Source organism: Bacillus alkalicellulosilyticus (assembly GCF_002019795.1).
In the GTDB taxonomy this organism is placed as follows: Bacteria; Bacillota; Bacilli; order Bacillales; family Bacillaceae_F; genus Bacillus_AO; species Bacillus_AO alkalicellulosilyticum.
Genome location: NZ_KV917381.1, coordinates 4,153,076 through 4,171,075 on the forward strand (window position 1 = coordinate 4,153,076; position 18,000 = coordinate 4,171,075).

Sequence of the window (18,000 nt, forward strand, 5' to 3'; positions counted from 1 at the left end):
TTCTTCCCTATCCTATTCAACGGGTGTAAAACGGGTTGGGTTATTTAATTCAATCGTGTCTCCCTCTTCAGCAAAAAAGACATGTTCAGGAACACCGATGCTTCCACCAAGAATGACATTTACTTTTAAAGAACCTGTAGCACTGTACACAACAAAGTTTCCACTGCCACCGTTAGGAGTTGCAATGTAACGACTTGCTGGGATGTCATGGCCTACTATGAATGTACCGCTACTTAGTCTTTTCGGTTCGTCTTGTTTCTTTTTAAGTTCACCTGAAATCGCTGATAGTTCTTTGTCTTTTCGTTCAATATTTGACTTTATGCTGTCCAGTTCCCTTTCTTTTAATTTCAGTTCACTCTCTAAATCTTTGATTTCACTTTTAATCGAATCTCTACCTTCAATAACTTTCAGTACTTTTTGATATTCTTCTTCTTTGCTTTCAATCAAATCTTCCTTTTCAGCAACAACTTCCTCTTTTTCAGCAACTAACTCTTCAACCTCTGTTAATTTACCCTCTTGTTCCGCAATCTTTTCAAGAAGTTCTTCATAATTCACTTTCTCTTCTTCTATCATTGTAGTTGCTCCGTTTGCGCCTGTACTGTAAGCAATAACAAGCAATATAAACGCTCCAACACTGACCCATACCCATTTATTTTTTGCTAAGTTCTTTCTCTCTTCCACGATGCCCCCTCCACTTATGTATACTAGTATATTTTTCATATAAAACTAATACTATAGAACTAGTTTGGTGGATTCAATGGTATCTTATTCCATATAAATACTCTTCCAGTAATCGCAAAATACAATGAACTGCAATAGAAGCGGCATTAAATCAACCTTTTTTGTCCATACTGATTGGTAAACAAGGAGGGCTTATGAGGTACGCAGTAGCAATGACCATTTTCTTCACACTTTTGATGATGAGCATTAATCTTTCCTATGAAGTTTTTAAACTTAAAGATAGTTCCCAATCCATTGATTCCATTTACAAGGAAGATCCTAATCTATTGTTTTTGTTAGACCCGGGCAGTTCTTTTTATCAAACTTATTCTATCGAGGCAGAACCTCCCTACTTACCAGCACGGAAGCTTGCTCACTTTTTCGTTTTTGGTTTTTTAGCTTTACTTATTTATGTATTGTTACCGGGAGAGACTTTGTGGAAAAGAGGATGGCTAGCTTTTATCTCGGCTAGTATTGTTGGTGCTTTGGATGAAATGCATCAATATTACCTTGTGAACAGGAGTGGACGGCTTCTTGATGTTGTTATTAACCTAGTAGGAACTTTGACCTTTATTCTTCTAGTCACAATCGGAATGCTATTATTTATCTTGGGACAAAAGCTAATATGGATTTTAAGGAGGAAGGAGGATGCTGAAAAGGATATTGCATAAGCCTTTCTCGACTGAAAAAAAATCCCCTCTTCATTAACAACGGCACGAAGCGGGGATGTAGACTTCTAAATTAAAAAGTCATATCATTTACAATTTTTTGTAGTCCTGTTAGGTTTCCTTTGCCTAAGGTTGAATAGTAGTCAATGTGTTTTTTTACCGCATTTAAAGCTCTATTAAAAGCGTCCTTACCGTAATCTTTTCTAATACTTTTCAGCAAAAATTTATTAGTCCCATTATTGAATGTTCTTTTATACTCTTCTCCATTCATCATAGCCAAAAAGATCGTTATAAAAGCTTGTGCGGAACCTTCATTCATCCCTGTTACTCTGTTGTAGCTCGGTCTTAGCATTTTTTCCGATAAAACACTTTCTCTAATCGACCATGCTCAAGCTGGGTTGCAGTATGTTTACTCAAGAAAACTCTTCATTTTTACAAAAATATGTGAAAGAATATACATAAAAGCTATAATAGTTTTTACAATGAGCAATGGGGTATAACAATGGAGTTAACACTGGCGACAACTGATGAAATCAATATGTTACATGCAAAGTTAAAAGATTTATTATTCACCTTCTTGAGGATCCGGAAAAATATTTCGAACACATTGGGATTATTGATGTTTTTAATCGTCGACTTCAAGATGAAAAAGAAGCTAGTGAGTTACTGGGAAGAAATCATAATCTTACATTTGGTGAATTGTTCATAAAGACCTTTTCAGACCTTTACTTTTGGCAATAGATTCATATCAAAAAATGCCCAATAGACTCCATAGCCTCCTAATGCAACAATGAACAATAAACCAACAAATAACCGTTTTAATAGTCTCTTATACATACTTCTTTTCTCAGTTTTCATTTCAGTCATTTTTTCTCCCTCTTGCTGAGTAGACACTCAGCCTCCTAGCATTTATGTTGCTGAGTTAGCAGCTGTCGCTTCGTCCGCCTTCACACAATCAATTGCAATAACTAGAGCAATAATGATAGTTTCCATCTCTTCATTTAGGATTTCAACCTTGTAACTATCTCCCCATGTGAACCATTGCTTGCTTACTTTACCGACAACTTCACCATGCTGAAATAATTGAAAATTCATGTCCCACCAATTGCCACGCACTTCGATACCTGCTGCATCAATCGTATAACGCGCTTTGAAGAATGAAAACTCCTTCTTAATCATCACCATTTCTCGACCATTTACTTCAACAAAAAACTTCGGCAAAAAGCTGAGCATCTTTTTCGTGATAAGCGCAACTTCTTTTCTATCAGAATTCATAATAGAGAAGGTCTTAGGAAGTTTCATAAAGCTTCCTTCCACGTAATAAACATCGTTTTGCTCTTGGTCCTTTACCGTAAATTTGCCACTTAAGCTGAATACCTTCTGTTTTATATATAGTTCTTTCATACGCTACCACCCTTTTTGTTAGATAATTGAATGAATACCATTAGTTCGATTAAAGAAAATATCTTATTTTTAGCGTTGCTCCCTTCCCTTTTTTGGGAGCATGTAGTATTTCATCTTTTTCTTTTTTCAATTCATACATTGCGTCACAACAACTTGGCATATTATGTTTTTGGGATGGATAGCCGCCTAATTTCTCATGAACGTATTTAGACGTAATATCGATAAAAGCTTTTCCACCCTTTGAGGCTTCCCTTATAAGATTTTCAATTTCATTTTTAAAATCCGATTTAGATGGCATTTCATATCCCCTTACTAGTTTTATGTATATAAATCCTCTTAAACTCTTTACATTTAAATATTCTACGAACCTATTGAAAAACCCCTTTCTTGAAGAAAAGGGGTTTTTCTCTAATTAGTTTTTGTTTCTACTCTTTTTTAGTATACTCCATAAAAATAATAACCAAAGTAAAAACACAGTTACAGTTATGGGAATTATAAAGTCTTCGGAAAAATCAAGCATTATGAGTAATACAGTCCATATAGATGGAAAAATAATTGCAAATAAAACCTTTCCTTTTCTTGCTATAAAAAACTCAAATAAGACAGACGCTGGCAATATAATAAACAACAACAAAATACTAGCAGTCATTAATAATCTCCTTTTACATTTGTTTACAACTAACATTTACAGTTCCTAGCAAAACTTATGTAAACATCTAAAAATCATAATTTTCATCATCAATGTCACGAAATTTTATGAACCAGTTATTATCTCTTTTTACCAGTTGGTATTTTTGTATTCCACCAAGAAATGTATCAAACTGCATATACACCTCAACAAGACACTCTTCAGAACCATCATAATCCCAACATGAAGGTGCAATAATATCATATTTTAACAAAGGCCTTTGAAGAGTTGCCTCACTTTTAAGTTCATTATACATATTTCCACTCAGCGTTTCTTGATCAATAAACTCTAGTGATTCCTCAAATACATACTCTTCCATCAATATATTAAAGTATTTTTCTAACGTATATACGGCTTCACGTTCCTTTGTACCTTCCTTATACTTTTGATGTTCTTCAACTCTTGGGTCTGATGATATCAATCTACGTTCATCAACAATATTCGAAGTATTCTTCAAATCATCTTTATAGATTATATTTATTACTGTCAGCACTGTAACTATCAAAGCAAATACCACTACTACCTTTTTCATTTCCCCCACTACTTTTTCCCCTTTTTTTTAGTTCTCTCTTTAGACAACTGCTATCGTTCCCGTTATTCCAATGATACGACTTAATAACTACTGTCTAAATAATACGGTGCACCATCGTAATCTGGAGCAAATGAGATTCCCCCAATGACTTCCTCTTCATATAAGAATACAGTCACGTTTATTTCTCCTTCTAATCTACTGTTTAAAGGATGACTACCTACAACAAATCTTACTCTATCTAATCGTTTTCCGATATACTCTTCAGGTTCAACAGGTTGAACGTGCCACTCTTGTTCACCTGGCATACTTTCAAGCCAGCTTTGCGTTAACTCATGACTTGACTAACTGACTAAAGAAATAACCTCATATCCTTTTTCTTCAAGGTAGTTTTTAGCAATTTCTATGTTATCACTAGACTGTTCTCGAACGGCCATACTCTCGCTTTTAACATCATTTACGTCAGTTTTCAAATTTTCACTTCTAGTACACCCTGTTATTATTGAAAGAAATAATATAATTGCGGCAATAATTATTTTTAACCTCAACAGAATCACTTCCTCTTTTGTAAGGTACTACTCGGTTATTTCAAAAGAATACTTTTCATCGATAATATACAAACTAACCGTAGTTGTATGATTGTTAAGCTCATCATACATAATCTTCCATGAAAAGGGAAGATTTAAAAAAACATAGTAAAAAACCTTGAGTGGCATATAGCCAAACAAAGTTTTCAGTCGGGTGGTGCCAGGCACCACCCGAATCAGCTTAGATAGTTTTTTTCAATTTCTGAGTGACTGACCGGTCTACTAAAGTAATATCCTTGTATTGAGATTGAGGGGTGTTCCGACAATTCTTTTAATTGTTCAATCGTCTCAACACCTTCAGCAGTCACTTCCAGATTTAATGCTTTACCCAACAAGATGATCGCACTCGTAATTTGTTTTGACTTAGGGTTTTCCGCAATTTCTGAAATAAAGGACCGGTCAATTTTCAATCGATGAATCGGGAAATCCTTTAAGTATTGTAAGGAGCTATGTCCCGTCCCAAAGTCATCAATGGCTAATTGAACACCTAAATTGTTTAAATTCTGTAATACAGCAATCGATCTCTCCCTATTTTCCATCGTCATACTCTCTGTAACTTCAAGTTCTATTAATTCAGGTGGTAGTTGGTATTGAGTAATTAACCGTTCAATTTCCTCGACTAGGAACTCATTTTGAAACTGTTTTGGAGAGAGATTAATGGAAACCCTAATCGGTGTTCCTTTTAATAACCAATTTTGAGCTTGTTCAAAGGCTAGGTGTAATATTTTATTTCCTAAAGGTAGAATTAGACCCGATTCTTCAGCCAATGGAATAAATTCACCTGGACCCTTAATACTTCCATCTGGTTTAAGCCAACGTACCAATGCCTCTACTCCAAGGACACCTTCCTGACTCGCATTGATTTGGGGTTGAAAGACTAAGAAAAACTCATCTCTGTCTATCCCTTGTAGTAACTCTTCTTCCAAAAGTAAAAGCGATTCCGTTTTCTCAGAAAGGGTTGCTGAATAATAAGAATAGGTGCTTTCTCCTCTTTTTTTTGATGCATACATTGCTATATCCGCACGCTTCATTAACACATCTGCGGTATCACCATCGTTTGGAGATACCGCGATCCCAATACTTACTGAGGTGTGTACTTGACGACCCTTTAAGTCTATTGGTTTTGAGAATTCGCTAATTATCTTTTGTGCTAGTTTCGTTGGCTGGTCGAGGTTTTGCAGACTTGGTAATAAAATTGTAAATTCATCTCCACCTAAACGTCCAAGTATCCCTTCCCCATTCAAGCATTCACCTAGCCTAGTCGCAACAACTTGTAATAATTCGTCGCCAACACTATGGCCAAGAGCATCATTAATCACTTTAAATCGATTTAAGTCCAGAAAATACACAGCCACTTTTTTGTTTGTCTTTAGCCCCCTATTAATTTCGTCAATTAAGTAACGGCGGTTGGGAAGCCCTGTTAACTGATCTGTATACGCTAAACCGAATATTTTCTTTTTGGCTTCTTCCTGAGACGTAATATCCCTTGCTATTCCATATATACTATCCAATTGGTCATCTAAGTAAATAGGGACCAACATCACATTTATGAAAATCGTACTCTGATTAATCTCAAGACAAGTTTCGAAATTTACTGGCTTTCCTTTCCTTACTACGCCACAAAACTCTTTTTTCACACGATTCCAATTATCCCTAGTAAACAAAGAACGCAAATCAATCTTTGTTAGGTCATCTACCTTTATAATCTCAAGTCCGGATTTATTCAAGGATATGAATTGACCTTTGGTGTCCATCGAGAAAATCATATCTAAATTATTATCTACTAGTGACCGATACCTTAGTTCACTTGTTATCAATTTCTGAGCTTGAGAATGCAAGCGACGTTCTGTAAAAACGCCTAACACAAGAAAGGACTGAACTAATAATGTACAAAGTGCAATCGATACAGCGATAATATTCATATCTAAACCAGATTCGTGAACATGCTCATGAGGATACATAGAAAAACTGGCTGCTGCCATACCAATATAATGCATTCCTGCTATTGCAGCACCCATCACCAATGCGCTTGTTACCTTCATTAAATAGAGCAATTTAGAATTAGCAATACGCGCTAATTCAAAAGCAATTTTTAAAGCAACTATGGAAACAATTACAGCTACAACAATTGATAAAAGGAACAAATAAGGGTCATATGAGATGGACATCCCTTCCATTGCATCCATTCCTACGTAATGCATAGTAGAAATTGCCGCCCCCATGGTGATTCCACCGATTATCAATCTATGTTTTGAAAGTTTTGTACTTGAACTCACAACATATAATGCAATAAAAGAGCCAACAAACGCAAAAATAATGGACTTTATGACGCCACCTGTTTGATAGGACATAACCATTGGCAACTGAAAAGCAATCATACCAATGAAGTGCATTGACCAAATTCCAATGCCCATTGCCACAGAGCCACCTAAAAGCCAACCTCTTTTATAAATTCCTTTAGAGTGAATCACTCTACCTGCTAAATCGAGTGCAGTATACGCTGCAAAAATTGCTATACCTAATGATAGAGCAACCAACCATAAATTATATGAACCAGTCAATTCTTCCAAAATACGTCTTCCTCCAATAAGATGGACACAAAGTCCCGCAAATCATACTCTAAAAACAGTACTATCTCTTAATATATCGGCTATTCTACTATAATTTCAATCAAAAGTACTTTCTCTTTTTTTATACGTGAACATTTTACTAGGGTTCATTACAGCCAATGAAAAGGGTGATATTCAAGTATCGGGTGCGTTTATTTAAGAAGGAATAAACGCCTTTTTCGTGGAACTTATTTACAAAAGCAGCAATTTGGTAATAGTGCAGTTTAACATTTATAAGAGGAAAATCCTATTAAAAAAGGAGTATGCTATGGATAAAAAACAGTTGTTGAATGATTTGAAAAATATTGTGCTAACGGAGTTACCTAATGCAGTAAAGGAAATAAAATTAGATACTAGGGACAAGGTTTGTTATATAGCATTGTTTGGTTCAGATTATGAGCCTATCCTAGGGCTTATCCAATTAGGAATTGAATCTTATCGTAACGAAGTAATTGAAAACTATGGTATTGATGATAAGGGGGTCTTATGGAACTCAGCAGAGATGCCTGCAAACTATCAAAATATAATAAGGAACTCAGAGTTTGATGAGAAACAGAAAAACTTAGAAAAAATGCTTGCGAGCGATGATTGGGAGGAAATTTGGGAGGAGTGCCAAACGATACGCTTTGAACTTGCACAAGAATTTAATAAATATAATTGGAACGAAATTCTTCCTATTACAGATGACTTTGTTGTTTTTTCAGAATGGGAGGAGATTGATGTTATAAATGGAGATTTAAAACGAAGTATCCCAAAAGAAAAACTTAATAAACTTAAAGATAAAAACTTAATCTAATTTGAAGACTATTTAACAGGGCTTTAGGATCAATAAAGTAAGACGTACTGAGCTTTGAATTTGAAATGTACGTTATAAATTATTGGCTTTGTAGAGTTAAAGACAAAATTAAAAGCCTATTCACGATTCCTAAATGAAAACAGGGGGCTTTAGATGAAAAAAGTAATAATGTTTTTGTTTATTGGAATTTTTATAATTGCCTTTTATGAATACCAAAAGCCTATTATGAATTCGGCAGAAGCAATGATTAGTGCAGTAGATTGTTTAAATAACCCACCAGAACATTTGGGTATTTTTCCTGATTATATTGATATAGAAACAATACATAATGAAAATGTTTATACATACCTGTTTCAACAAAAAGGGTATTATAATGAGTTAATGAATAAACAAAGGTGGGAAGTTAAACTTAAATACGATGGTAAAGAACCTACTGTTTTGCTGGATGCTTATTCAGGAAAGTGCATAAGCGTTTATGGTCCGATGAGTTAGTTTACTTTTAGAAGGGATAACAGTATACAAACAAGCGTATAGATTAAGTCGCAAATAGTAGGGATGAGTAATTAACAATGACACGTAATCGAGAACTACCTCATTTTGTTATTTTAGGGATATCAAAAGATGATATTGGTAGATTTATCAAAATTAAAGCCACATTTCCAGATGGAGAAATAGTATTTAGATGGGGACTGGATTCTTTAACTTATGTAAATTTAAATAAAGCGTATTCGACTCGTGCCTTTGACAAAATGCCAAATTTAAACTACGAGTATAAACTTTTGAATGGTTATAGCTCTTCACCTAACCCTGATAATACAAGGAATTTCTCAGGATATATTGAATGTATTCTTGGAAAACAAACAAAACAAATTGAATTTAAATGCTCGGAAAAGTTCGCAGGTAATCTTGAGTGGATGTCTGGAGTAAAGAGCTTTGAAGAATTAAATCATTTAATATGGAAGGACTAAGACTAGAAAAAGTAAGTCCATAGGATACCAAGCTACCCACTTAAAAAAAAACCATAGAATAAACCGAAAGCCTAATCCCTCGGTATAAGACGATTAGGCTTTTTCATTTTATAACAATCTATGTTCTTCTATTAGTAAACACGTTGATAGCAGTGGTTAATTTGGTGCGGCTGTAATAAAGCATATCTAAATGATTAGATAAACTTCTTTTTGTAATACTCACGTAATTCTAATGCATTGTCTTCCCATTCTATTGCACGACCATCGATTAGTTGACCAAAAACATCCAAGCATCTGTGCCATCCTGCGGCTATATATATCGCCATTTCTCGGTCATCAAACGTATGACTAAACGTCAAGGTGCACCCTTCAACTGCAACATTTATGCTCATCACTAACACATCATTACCTTCCTGAAAACAAAAGGACTTTGGAGGATCTAATTCGGTAATCACTCCCTCATAGATTGAACCTTCTCCATCATTGAACTTAATCTTTCCACCAACACTAAGGTCCATATCTCCAGTTGCAAAAGGATACCACTGAGTGAAATAATTAGGTTCGGTTATAAATCGAAATACGGTTTCAGGACTACATGAATATTTCCGTTCAAAAACCAATACGTGTCTTCCTTCTTTTTCATGGAGACTGCCATAGGTACTCATGAATGTTACCACCTTTTTTCAAATGTATGTCAATTTACTATACTTCTCTTTAGCTATTACATACAACGGTTGACCTTCCTTCACAATCTTTTAAATAACCTTTAATCTACCATTTATAATAAGTCTTCATTACATAAACAACGTTTTTTCTCGAGGGCATTGGGAAAGTTCGTTTTATAACTTTTACAGGGCTCTCGAAGCAATGTGCGTATACGTTGCATTTTTTATAAGCCTGCTACGAGTGAAGCCATTGCATCATACTACAATAGCAATCGTCTCTTCAAAAGAAACGGGGTTAAGAGTAGAAGAAGTTCCTAAGCCTCGTTTTTCGTTTGAGGTAAAACCATAAAACCTTGACGTTTCGGTAGGTAGGCAGTATTAGAATTACCATCGTTAGTCTTTAAATAAATCAGGTAATATGTCGTAAATAAACTGGTTCACCCAATGCCACGTGTGTACTCCACCTTCGCATTCAATGAAATAAAAGTTTCCTTCTTTTGTATTCGATGAATAGATGAAGGTATCGGTTAACTCTTTCATCGCATCCATCTGTGGTTTCATATTCGGATACGCAATGTCCTGTTTTCCCGTTGCGCAGAACAAGTAGAAATCGCTTGGTGTATAACCAGCTTCTTTTGCCACTTTAGCTAAATATTCCGCTGTTTCTTTTGCCTTTTCGCCTTCCGCCTTCTGAGCCAATGCCCAACAATCACCACTTAAAGGGACAAAATATTTGAAGTAATCAAGGCAGTTTATGTATGTGTACCAAGTTGTAACTGAGCCCATGGAAAATCCTCCAAACGCTCTATGTCCACGCGAAGCCTTCAATTCTTCTTTACTCGCTGTTCCTGCATACGTATGATAGTTTGTTTCAACAAAAGGAATTAAGTCATTGACCAATTCGTCATGAAAAAATTCAGTTTCCACGATAGGAAGGGGATGGTCAACGTTTTCCACATGAGAACGTGCTGGGTCGTTCTTCAAATTATTTTTCACACCATAAAATGTAGGCGTCACAACAATCATAGGTTCGATAACGCCATTAGCTATCATATGGTCCAAAATATTCTTTAACTCTCTGTTTTGACCAGGTCCACCGAATAAGAGATTTTCATCCTCCCCGCCCCCATGCAGCAAATAGAAAACATTATATTTTTTATTTGTATCGCTAGCGTCATAGCCATAGGGCAGATACACATTCGCATGCTTCGTACGACTACCATTCTCTAAATTAGGAACTTGATAGTGTACGCTCTCAATGGTACCCTGCTTTTCGTTCTCCAATCTGTATTCATCAGGAACTGGTATAAACTCCTTATGCTTTTCGGTTTCTTTTCCCATCTATAATCTCCTCCTCATAATAATATAGAACCTCGCTTACGCTTCCTGATGTTTTCTCTGGTGTACGTTAAAGAACAGCATTGAAATCAACATAAGAGCAGCACATACAAGAAAAAGTCCGTTGTAACCATAGTTAGCAGAAATCACTCCACCAACCATAGGACCAATTCCTTGACCAATGTCTGCGCCAATGTAAAAGGTACTTGTAGCCACACCTACCCTGCTTGCATCTACTCCTTTAATACAGGCGGTCTGCAGCGATATATGCCCTAATCCTTGACCTATAGACTTCAGCACAGACGCTACAAGTAATAAGCTTAGTACGGGAGAAACACCAACTAAAAACATGGATAAGGCGGTAACGACAAGTGAGACATTCACGACCAAAGTCAACCCTGTTCTGTCGACAATTCGTCCACCAAACAGTCGCAGGATAAACAGAACGACGGCACCTACGGAAAAAAACAAGCTGATATTCGAAATATCCCTTTCCTGACCTAACAAAATCAGGAATGTACTTACAATTCCGTTTCCAAATGAAAACATGCCCCCTATCGCCGCATATACCATCACCTCTTTGGCAAAAAGTGAATCTAACGTGATCTTTCTTTTTTGCTTACGTTCAGGTTTCTTGCTCTTCGGATAGCGAAGCCATGTTAGCAGGACGGCTCCGATAAATGACAATGATGCAATCAGTAGAAAAAGCAATTGAAACCCATACTCCGCTTCAATATATACTCCAAGAGGTGGGCTGATAACTTGTGCCACAACCTGACCAAGTCCAAAATACCCAAGTCCTTCACCAATTCGCTCTCTAGGAATGTACTTTGTCACAAGAGCAATGATGACGGTACTACTAACCCCAAAAGCAATTCCGTGCAAAATTCTGAAGAAAAATAACGCTGGGATGTTTTCGAATAAGGCATAGCCTAAAACAGAAACCCCAATTAATAGATTGGCCATAATACATAATGTCTTCTTGTTCATTCTATCCACTGTTAATCCGGCAAAGGGCCGCATCACTAGAGCCGCAATGGAAAAAATCCCTGCGATAACGCCCGCAATCGATAAGGAAGAAGTAATACCCATTGCATACTTTGAAATAATGACATAAATCATATTAAAGCCCATTGCAGTAATCAAACTAACAACGATTAAAAATAGAAAGGAGGTGTTCCATAAAGACCTAACACCGTCTTCAATTTGTTCTTCTGCTATCGTACTTTTTTGCCCCATTGTCTTCTCCTTTGGTGCTATTGAAATCTGATTACTAGATACACAGTCTCTTGGTGATATCTACTCTACTTCATATTGTTGTGAACTCTCTCCAGAAGCGACAAGAACGTTTCTTTCTCTTCCTCTGTAAATCCTCTGAAACATTCTTCCTCTACGTCATGAAAAATTGTTGCTACTTCCCTTTCCATTGCTTTTCCTTTTTCCGTTAACCTCACACTTAAGGCCCTTTTCCCTGGCGCATTCACGATTGTTTCCCGTTTGATTAAATCGTTTTTCTCCATACCCGGTAATATACTTGTAATTGTAGCCGGCTCCACTTCACAAGCCTCCGCTAACTCCTTTTGCATACAACCCTCTAAATCTATTAACGTTTCCAATATTTTTGGCTGCCCTGGCGATAAACCAAGTGCACTAAATTGACTTGTACTCTTTCTATAATGCAAGTTAGATGTTCCCACTAACAACTTATGAAATCTCTTTTTCATAGCTTACTCCTAAAGATAAATTAGATACCTAATTAGATATCTAATCTAATGAAGCCATAGAATGATTACATTGTCAATATGGAAATAGGGGCGTCGGTTTATTCTGAACTAGGTATAGCCGTACTCAACAGAACTATTTTTCCTTTCTATTATTAAAGACTATAAAAACCTCGACAGGCATAAGCCTGTCGAGGTTTGACAACAAAACATTATATTAGAATTATCACTACTTTTCCTACCGAGTGATTGTCATAATTGTTAAATATATTCTTTCTAATACATTAGTATATGTTAAAGTAACTCCACTCCAACTTGCTTATAAAATTTAACTTTTAGTCTCTCTTCTTCTCCCACATTTATTACCATTGCTTTGTCATCTTTTTTTATACTTGTTACATTATTAAAATCACCTGTAAATACTATTGAATCATTGAATGTAATACTTAGACTACTAGTTTGCTTATATACATCTAAAGTTAAAATCACTTTGAAATTTTGGTCATCTTTGTAAGAATAAATAAACTCTCCATCTTCCATATTGCCTGTTATGCTCACCGGCTCACTTTGAAAAAGTTCTAATAAATCATATTCATCATACTTTATAAACATACGTATTCATCCTTTTATTAATTAGTTCGGTATAACTGTGATAACATCGTCTGCTTCATTTATTATTACTTTGATATCCTTTGTTACATGTACAAACGTTCCGCTTCTATTATCAGGTATTTTTTTCGTATTCATTATAGCATCTTCAATAACTGAAGGTGGGATATTTCTTGGGTCAACATATTTTTTGATAAAGTCACTAATTTCTTTTGTTTGTGGTTTAAAACCTAATTCTTCAGCTTTTTTTATTGCTCTACTTGTTAATATAGCTTTTACTTCGGGAGTATTAGGTGCCATTCTTTCCAAAGCATGCTGCGAATACTTCCTACCATTTATTACTCCTCCTTTTGACATACTCCAACCAATTTCATCCATACCCTTAATCTCTGAAGTCTGTGTATTATTAACATCTGTACTACGCTTATCAGTCAATTGAGTTTTAGGTTCTGGAGTTTGAGAACTGCTTGGGCCACTAGAGTTATCAAGCCTCTTCGCCTTGTTTAAATCTAAAGCTTTATCTACGAATTTTGCGGGCCTGACTAGAATAAACCCAGCCGCAAGGGCTTTATTTCCTATGCTGGCTTCTTTGTCCAATAGAGTGATGACATCATCTGCCCAAAAATTAATAACCGCATTAGAAAGGTGACCACCTGTATGCATATTTGCTTTTGAATTTGGATTGCCCAGTACTTTTCGATAGTCATCAAAATGAGGTGCCGGTCGTTCGATTTCAGATGAGGCAATAAATGATTTCCCTTCTAAGTTGGTTGGATCGCTTAAGAGCTTCCTCCTCATCTAATGTAAAGGCGGTTTGAGATTTATCCATTAAGTAGTCATTACTAAAGACATAATCAGACATGTCGTCTTTGACATTTTGTGTGTTCAGCATGGTGGATTGTTTATTCCAATTGTAGGGTTCATTAATCGTTGCATTATATACACTTTTTACTTTAGCTTTGATGTACATCGTCTAAGTACTCGGAAGATTGCTGTAATATCTTTAGTGTTTTAGCTACACTCTTCCATATCTTTTGTTTCTTTGCCGAGAACTTGACTTTAATTCCTTTAAACGCATTCCAATTCTTTGATTTGACGGACTTTCTTGAGAGTGTATACTTTTTCGCTATACTCACTAGTTTTCTTTCGTTGTTTGAGTATGCGGTCATCGATTGGTTCGTAAACTTCTCAAGAGCCTTTAGTTGATGTTCGATGTCATGAAGAGCAAGTTGAACCTCATCTAGGCGACCACCAATGTTACGCCTTGCTGCAATTTTCCTATCTAAACTATTCGATACTCCCTTTATATTTCCTCTTGCAGAAGAAATCATTGACCTTTGTTTCTCTAGCTGACTGTTGGCTTGAAGTATTTCTTTTATTCGTATATCAATCAGAGACAAATTCCCACCCCGCTTTATACCAAAGAGATTCCCTTCTCAAGGAATCTCTTTTTTGGAAAATAGTTACTCCTAGCAAAAAACAAAAGTGTACAGATAGTGAGAGGCTATAGTAATATTTTCCATTATATATGGAGTACTTATGTCTTATTCGGGGCGTGCCAGGCACCACCCGACGACCACCCAAATCACCCACAACAAAAACAGCCCCGCCAAACCAGGTTACCTAGTTTGGCGGGGCTGCTAACATATAAGGGAACTACTTAGTAGAAGCTATCTCAATTCTTCATTGTCTCACTGAAGAATCAGTTTATGACCATACATACAGTAAGTTCCAAAATAACTTTAACTACTGAATAGTACCGTTGTACTGTGTAGCTAATGGCCCTGATAAATATTTTCCTTTCTTACTCAGCGTAAGCTTTTATTTAATGGAGTGTCTAATAATATAGCTTGTTGTAAATTAACAAGCCCATATGTTTTTATACTCGAACATTCATCATTATTAGTTGTAACATGGAGGGCGGACATTATAAGTTCATTAGATAACAATTGTTCATCAGTTATTTGAAACATTTCAATGAACTCTTCGCTATCATAATTATTAGCGATATATTTACTTATTTCTCTATCTGTTAAATTTAGGTATTTCCGAGTGATTGTATTGTACCCTCGAAAGTTTTAAGGTCATAATGGATAGCTTTTGATACCACGATTTCCCTCCTTGAAAATTATTCTTCACCAACAGCAACCTGGGCCAATGCCTCTTTGATTTCCTTATTAGCCTTCTCGTATGCCCCGCTCTTCTCCACTTCACTATCAATGTTCCCCATCATCATATTGAAATGAGACTCATGATTAGAGTTTATAAAAATACTTCTAAACACTTCGATATACACTTTATTTTGTTCTTGGTTAATATCTACAAATAAATCATCGTTCACATGGTGCGATCCATCGTTAGCCCAAGAAAGTAAAGAATTACAAACCACTTTAACTTCATCAGGAAACCCTTCAACAATTTCATTAACATCAACGTTCCCAAAGAACTTAAAGTAATTTTCTAATATTCTTCTCATAATGTTTGGTGTTGTTATTGAATTAGGATTTTCCCGTAATTCTTTCCAAAGTAGTTCATATGAATTTTTAATAGGATTTTCTTCATAATTAGTAATTTGAGATGTATTGTCCGTCTTTCTTAAAATACAAAAGTTTTCATCATTTAACTTTTGACTACCATGTCCTTTATTAAATGAAATTTCCTTATGAAAATAAACGTTATGAGTTAAAATTATTAATTGTTTAAAGTTCTTGTCATTACTTCTTACCTTTTTCTTTAGATTATTTATCAGGTTACTTACCATAAATAATATATTACTGTCTAAACTAGAAATTGGATCATCAATTACAATTACTCTTGCAGTATTAACCTTGTCCTGATCATTACTTCCATTAATAAGTTGATAGAAATAGAGGAAGGTAATAACGGTTTTCTCTCCTTCACTTAACGTTTCATTCGCATCTTCACCATTTTCTCTTATAATTTTGTAATTACCATTTTCTTCGGATTCAGCTAATTGAAAATTTTTAAAGCCAAAGGAACTAAGAAGAATATTAATCTCATGAATGGAAGGTAAAACACTTGTTAACTGATTTTGGAGCTCAATTGCCTCTTCTTCCAGTTTCTTTTTAAATTCTTCTTGTTGGACCTTGCCCTTCTCCATTCCATCTAAAGCTATATTCTGTCTTCTTAAATTACTTATGTAAGTTTCATAGTTACTCTTGTTTTCTTCCACGATAAATCGCCATATATCTCTAACCAACAATTCCTTTTCTTCTTTGATATTGTCAATTACCCTATTTAATTCGGATATTTGTATATTCGCCTGTTTAACCTCTGATTTTACTTGCTCTAGATAGTTTGTTATTGAACTTAACTCAACACTTCTACTTGGTTCAGTGGCCTTCCTTTCAAGCAACCGAATATTTTCCTTATAAGTTGAATTCATAATTTCAAATAGAGAAGCTATTTTCTCTTTATTGATGAAAGGGATATCTTCATTAATAAGAAATTTGTACCTTTCAAAAAAGCTAAGTGTATCACTTTTATATTGTTTTATTGATGAATTAAGGATTTGTATTTGTTCTGTATATGTTTCATCAAAATAATCATCCAACTTTTCTCTAAATGTTACAGGAAGATCTTGTTGGCAAAATGGGCATAAACCATCTGTATCCTCCATATGTCTGTGCCCTTGTTGTACCCAATCACTTATATTTAGTTTAGAAATTAGTCTAGCAACATCTATATCTTTTTTACCTATTATTTTTGTTTTAAATATAGATTGATGCTCCAAGGAACTATCATAGTTAATTATTGGGATTACTCTAACTTTTTCTTGAGGACCATTAAAAACAGATTCAACTCTGTTTTTTAGTTCTTCAATATTAAACAGTTCACTGTTGTTATTTTCAGCTTCATCCAAACATCTTCCCATAAATTTCTCCGTATTATTACGATAACCTGCAAATGCCTCTTTAAAATTTCCATCAAATTTTCGCTTTAAATCCCAGCTTTGATTTGAAAAATTTGTTTTTAAGATGTCTAACTGCTCTTTTCTTTGCTTTATGTTATTTTCTAAATTTCCAATCCGCTCATGATGTTTTTCTACATCTTTCATTTTTCCGTCAATTACGGCCAATATTTCAGTTGATTCTTTACCTAAAGTAAAGATACCTTTTATCTCATTACGAATATTGAAATTCTCTTGAACAAAATTTCTATTATAAACAAATAGATCAATATCAGAGCCGCCTTGTTTCCATTCTATACTACAAGAAGAGAACTTTTGATTATCACTATTTCGTAGCATTTCAGAAATAGTAGTCTTACCTGTTCCGTTGCTTCCATAAATGTAATTTATGTTATTCAAATTAACTTCAATTCCTGTTGAATCATAGGACGCTACTTCCTTAATCCTGATTTGTTCAATCAATCTATTCATTCCTAACTTTTCCTACTTTTTATACAATTAGCCATATGTCAATTTCTATTTTACAGGAAAAGTTTAACAAGTATAATCAAAATACCAAATATTACAACAACTACAAAGAAATCAACTAGAACTGAATATATTTATTGCGTCAAATACGAAAAGACGATCACTTAGAACTCAATCGTCTTTTAGATGGTCAATGTAATTACCAGTATCGTTGTACTGCTTAGTAAAAGATCGGCATAGATGATAGCTCTTGTTCAACTAAAGGAGCTCCCGTTACTTTAAGTGTAGTGCCTCATACT

24 protein-coding genes are annotated in these 18,000 nt (G+C 35.1%); 5 read left to right on the forward strand and 19 right to left on the reverse strand.

The genetic code is table 11. The annotated features are described in order from the left end of the window. Nucleotides 1-12: 12 nt before the first annotated feature. Complete coding sequence (locus BK585_RS20780) at nt 13-681, reverse strand: coiled-coil domain-containing protein (protein WP_078555923.1); 669 nt, start codon at nt 679-681, stop codon at nt 13-15. Between the two features lie 194 nt (nt 682-875). On the opposite strand from BK585_RS20780, the gene BK585_RS20785 reads away from it, so the two are divergent. Next, on the forward strand, nt 876-1,391 hold the full coding sequence (locus tag BK585_RS20785) for a VanZ family protein (protein ID WP_078555925.1): 516 nt from the start codon (nt 876-878) through the stop codon (nt 1,389-1,391). Nucleotides 1,392-1,461: 70 nt separating this feature from the next. On the opposite strand, the gene BK585_RS20790 is transcribed toward BK585_RS20785, so the two are convergent. Continuing rightward, a complete protein-coding gene (locus BK585_RS20790; protein WP_078555927.1) occupies nt 1,462-1,707 on the reverse strand; it encodes a hypothetical protein in 246 nt (81 codons plus the stop codon). 183 nt (nt 1,708-1,890) lie between these two features. On the opposite strand from BK585_RS20790, the gene BK585_RS20795 reads away from it, so the two are divergent. Beyond that, nucleotides 1,891-2,097, forward strand: a complete 207-nt coding sequence (locus BK585_RS20795) for a hypothetical protein (RefSeq protein ID WP_078555929.1) — start codon at nt 1,891-1,893, stop codon at nt 2,095-2,097. An 8-nt stretch (nt 2,098-2,105) separates the two neighbouring features. Here the strand turns inward: BK585_RS20795 and BK585_RS24200 are convergent, their stop codons facing one another. The 8 genes from BK585_RS24200 to BK585_RS20825 form a co-directional block, all read right to left on the reverse strand. Beyond that, a complete protein-coding gene (locus tag BK585_RS24200; RefSeq protein WP_170885666.1) occupies nt 2,106-2,282 on the reverse strand; it encodes a DUF5412 family protein in 177 nt (58 codons plus the stop codon). Between the two features lie 15 nt (nt 2,283-2,297). Further along, nucleotides 2,298-2,792: an LURP-one-related/scramblase family protein gene (locus BK585_RS20800; RefSeq protein ID WP_078555931.1), complete on the reverse strand. Its 495-nt coding sequence runs from the start codon at nt 2,790-2,792 to the stop codon at nt 2,298-2,300. Between the two features lie 49 nt (nt 2,793-2,841). Further along, nucleotides 2,842-3,090, reverse strand: coding sequence for a hypothetical protein (locus BK585_RS20805; protein ID WP_078555933.1), 249 nt, complete (start codon nt 3,088-3,090; stop codon nt 2,842-2,844). 114 nt (nt 3,091-3,204) lie between these two features. Continuing rightward, complete coding sequence (locus BK585_RS20810; protein ID WP_078555935.1) at nt 3,205-3,441, reverse strand: hypothetical protein; 237 nt, start codon at nt 3,439-3,441, stop codon at nt 3,205-3,207. Nucleotides 3,442-3,508: 67 nt separating this feature from the next. Continuing rightward, nucleotides 3,509-4,021: a hypothetical protein gene (locus BK585_RS20815; RefSeq protein WP_078555936.1), complete on the reverse strand. Its 513-nt coding sequence runs from the start codon at nt 4,019-4,021 to the stop codon at nt 3,509-3,511. Nucleotides 4,022-4,092: 71 nt separating this feature from the next. Continuing rightward, nucleotides 4,093-4,317 (reverse strand): hypothetical protein, encoded by a 225-nt coding sequence (locus BK585_RS24480; RefSeq protein ID WP_245805878.1) that lies wholly within the window; start codon nt 4,315-4,317, stop codon nt 4,093-4,095. A gap of 36 nt (nt 4,318-4,353) precedes the next feature. Further along, nucleotides 4,354-4,482 (reverse strand): hypothetical protein, encoded by a 129-nt coding sequence (locus tag BK585_RS24675; RefSeq protein ID WP_281248938.1) that lies wholly within the window; start codon nt 4,480-4,482, stop codon nt 4,354-4,356. Nucleotides 4,483-4,772: 290 nt separating this feature from the next. Beyond that, nucleotides 4,773-7,166 carry an EAL domain-containing protein gene (locus tag BK585_RS20825; RefSeq protein ID WP_078555938.1) on the reverse strand — a complete coding sequence of 798 codons (2,394 nt, stop codon included), beginning with the start codon at nt 7,164-7,166 and terminating at the stop codon, nt 4,773-4,775. A 307-nt stretch (nt 7,167-7,473) separates the two neighbouring features. Between BK585_RS20825 and BK585_RS20830 the strand changes: the two genes are divergently transcribed. The 3 genes from BK585_RS20830 (at nt 7,474) to BK585_RS20840 (ending at nt 8,969) form a co-directional block, all read left to right on the forward strand. Next, the gene (locus BK585_RS20830; RefSeq protein WP_078555940.1) at nt 7,474-8,001 is read left to right on the forward strand and encodes a hypothetical protein; all 528 of its coding nucleotides are present in this window, start codon (nt 7,474-7,476) and stop codon (nt 7,999-8,001) included. Nucleotides 8,002-8,154: 153 nt separating this feature from the next. Continuing rightward, nucleotides 8,155-8,493: a hypothetical protein gene (locus tag BK585_RS20835; RefSeq protein WP_078555942.1), complete on the forward strand. Its 339-nt coding sequence runs from the start codon at nt 8,155-8,157 to the stop codon at nt 8,491-8,493. Nucleotides 8,494-8,570: 77 nt separating this feature from the next. Further along, nucleotides 8,571-8,969, forward strand: a complete 399-nt coding sequence (locus BK585_RS20840; protein ID WP_078555944.1) for a hypothetical protein — start codon at nt 8,571-8,573, stop codon at nt 8,967-8,969. Nucleotides 8,970-9,163: 194 nt separating this feature from the next. Here the strand turns inward: BK585_RS20840 and BK585_RS20845 are convergent, their stop codons facing one another. The 9 genes from BK585_RS20845 to BK585_RS20875 form a co-directional block, all read right to left on the reverse strand. Further along, nucleotides 9,164-9,634 (reverse strand): SRPBCC family protein, encoded by a 471-nt coding sequence (locus tag BK585_RS20845; protein ID WP_078555945.1) that lies wholly within the window; start codon nt 9,632-9,634, stop codon nt 9,164-9,166. A 393-nt stretch (nt 9,635-10,027) separates the two neighbouring features. Beyond that, complete coding sequence (locus tag BK585_RS23780) at nt 10,028-10,975, reverse strand: alpha/beta hydrolase (protein ID WP_139367608.1); 948 nt, start codon at nt 10,973-10,975, stop codon at nt 10,028-10,030. A 36-nt stretch (nt 10,976-11,011) separates the two neighbouring features. Continuing rightward, nucleotides 11,012-12,211, reverse strand: a complete 1,200-nt coding sequence (locus BK585_RS23785) for an MFS transporter (RefSeq protein ID WP_139367609.1) — start codon at nt 12,209-12,211, stop codon at nt 11,012-11,014. A 65-nt stretch (nt 12,212-12,276) separates the two neighbouring features. Further along, complete coding sequence (locus BK585_RS20855; RefSeq protein ID WP_078555947.1) at nt 12,277-12,696, reverse strand: MarR family winged helix-turn-helix transcriptional regulator; 420 nt, start codon at nt 12,694-12,696, stop codon at nt 12,277-12,279. A 291-nt stretch (nt 12,697-12,987) separates the two neighbouring features. Further along, a complete protein-coding gene (locus BK585_RS20860; protein WP_078555949.1) occupies nt 12,988-13,305 on the reverse strand; it encodes a hypothetical protein in 318 nt (105 codons plus the stop codon). A 21-nt stretch (nt 13,306-13,326) separates the two neighbouring features. After that, nucleotides 13,327-13,965, reverse strand: coding sequence for a hypothetical protein (locus tag BK585_RS24485; RefSeq protein ID WP_245805879.1), 639 nt, complete (start codon nt 13,963-13,965; stop codon nt 13,327-13,329). A gap of 70 nt (nt 13,966-14,035) precedes the next feature. Beyond that, complete coding sequence (locus BK585_RS24310) at nt 14,036-14,272, reverse strand: hypothetical protein (protein WP_139367610.1); 237 nt, start codon at nt 14,270-14,272, stop codon at nt 14,036-14,038. Next, nucleotides 14,256-14,702: a hypothetical protein gene (locus BK585_RS20870; protein WP_078555951.1), complete on the reverse strand. Its 447-nt coding sequence runs from the start codon at nt 14,700-14,702 to the stop codon at nt 14,256-14,258. Before BK585_RS20870 ends, BK585_RS24310 begins: the two co-directional genes overlap by 17 nt. Nucleotides 14,703-15,430: 728 nt before the next feature. Beyond that, entirely contained in the window at nt 15,431-17,704 is a 2,274-nt protein-coding gene (locus BK585_RS20875) for an ATP-binding protein (RefSeq protein ID WP_245805880.1), read from the reverse strand. Nucleotides 17,705-18,000 lie beyond the last annotated feature (296 nt).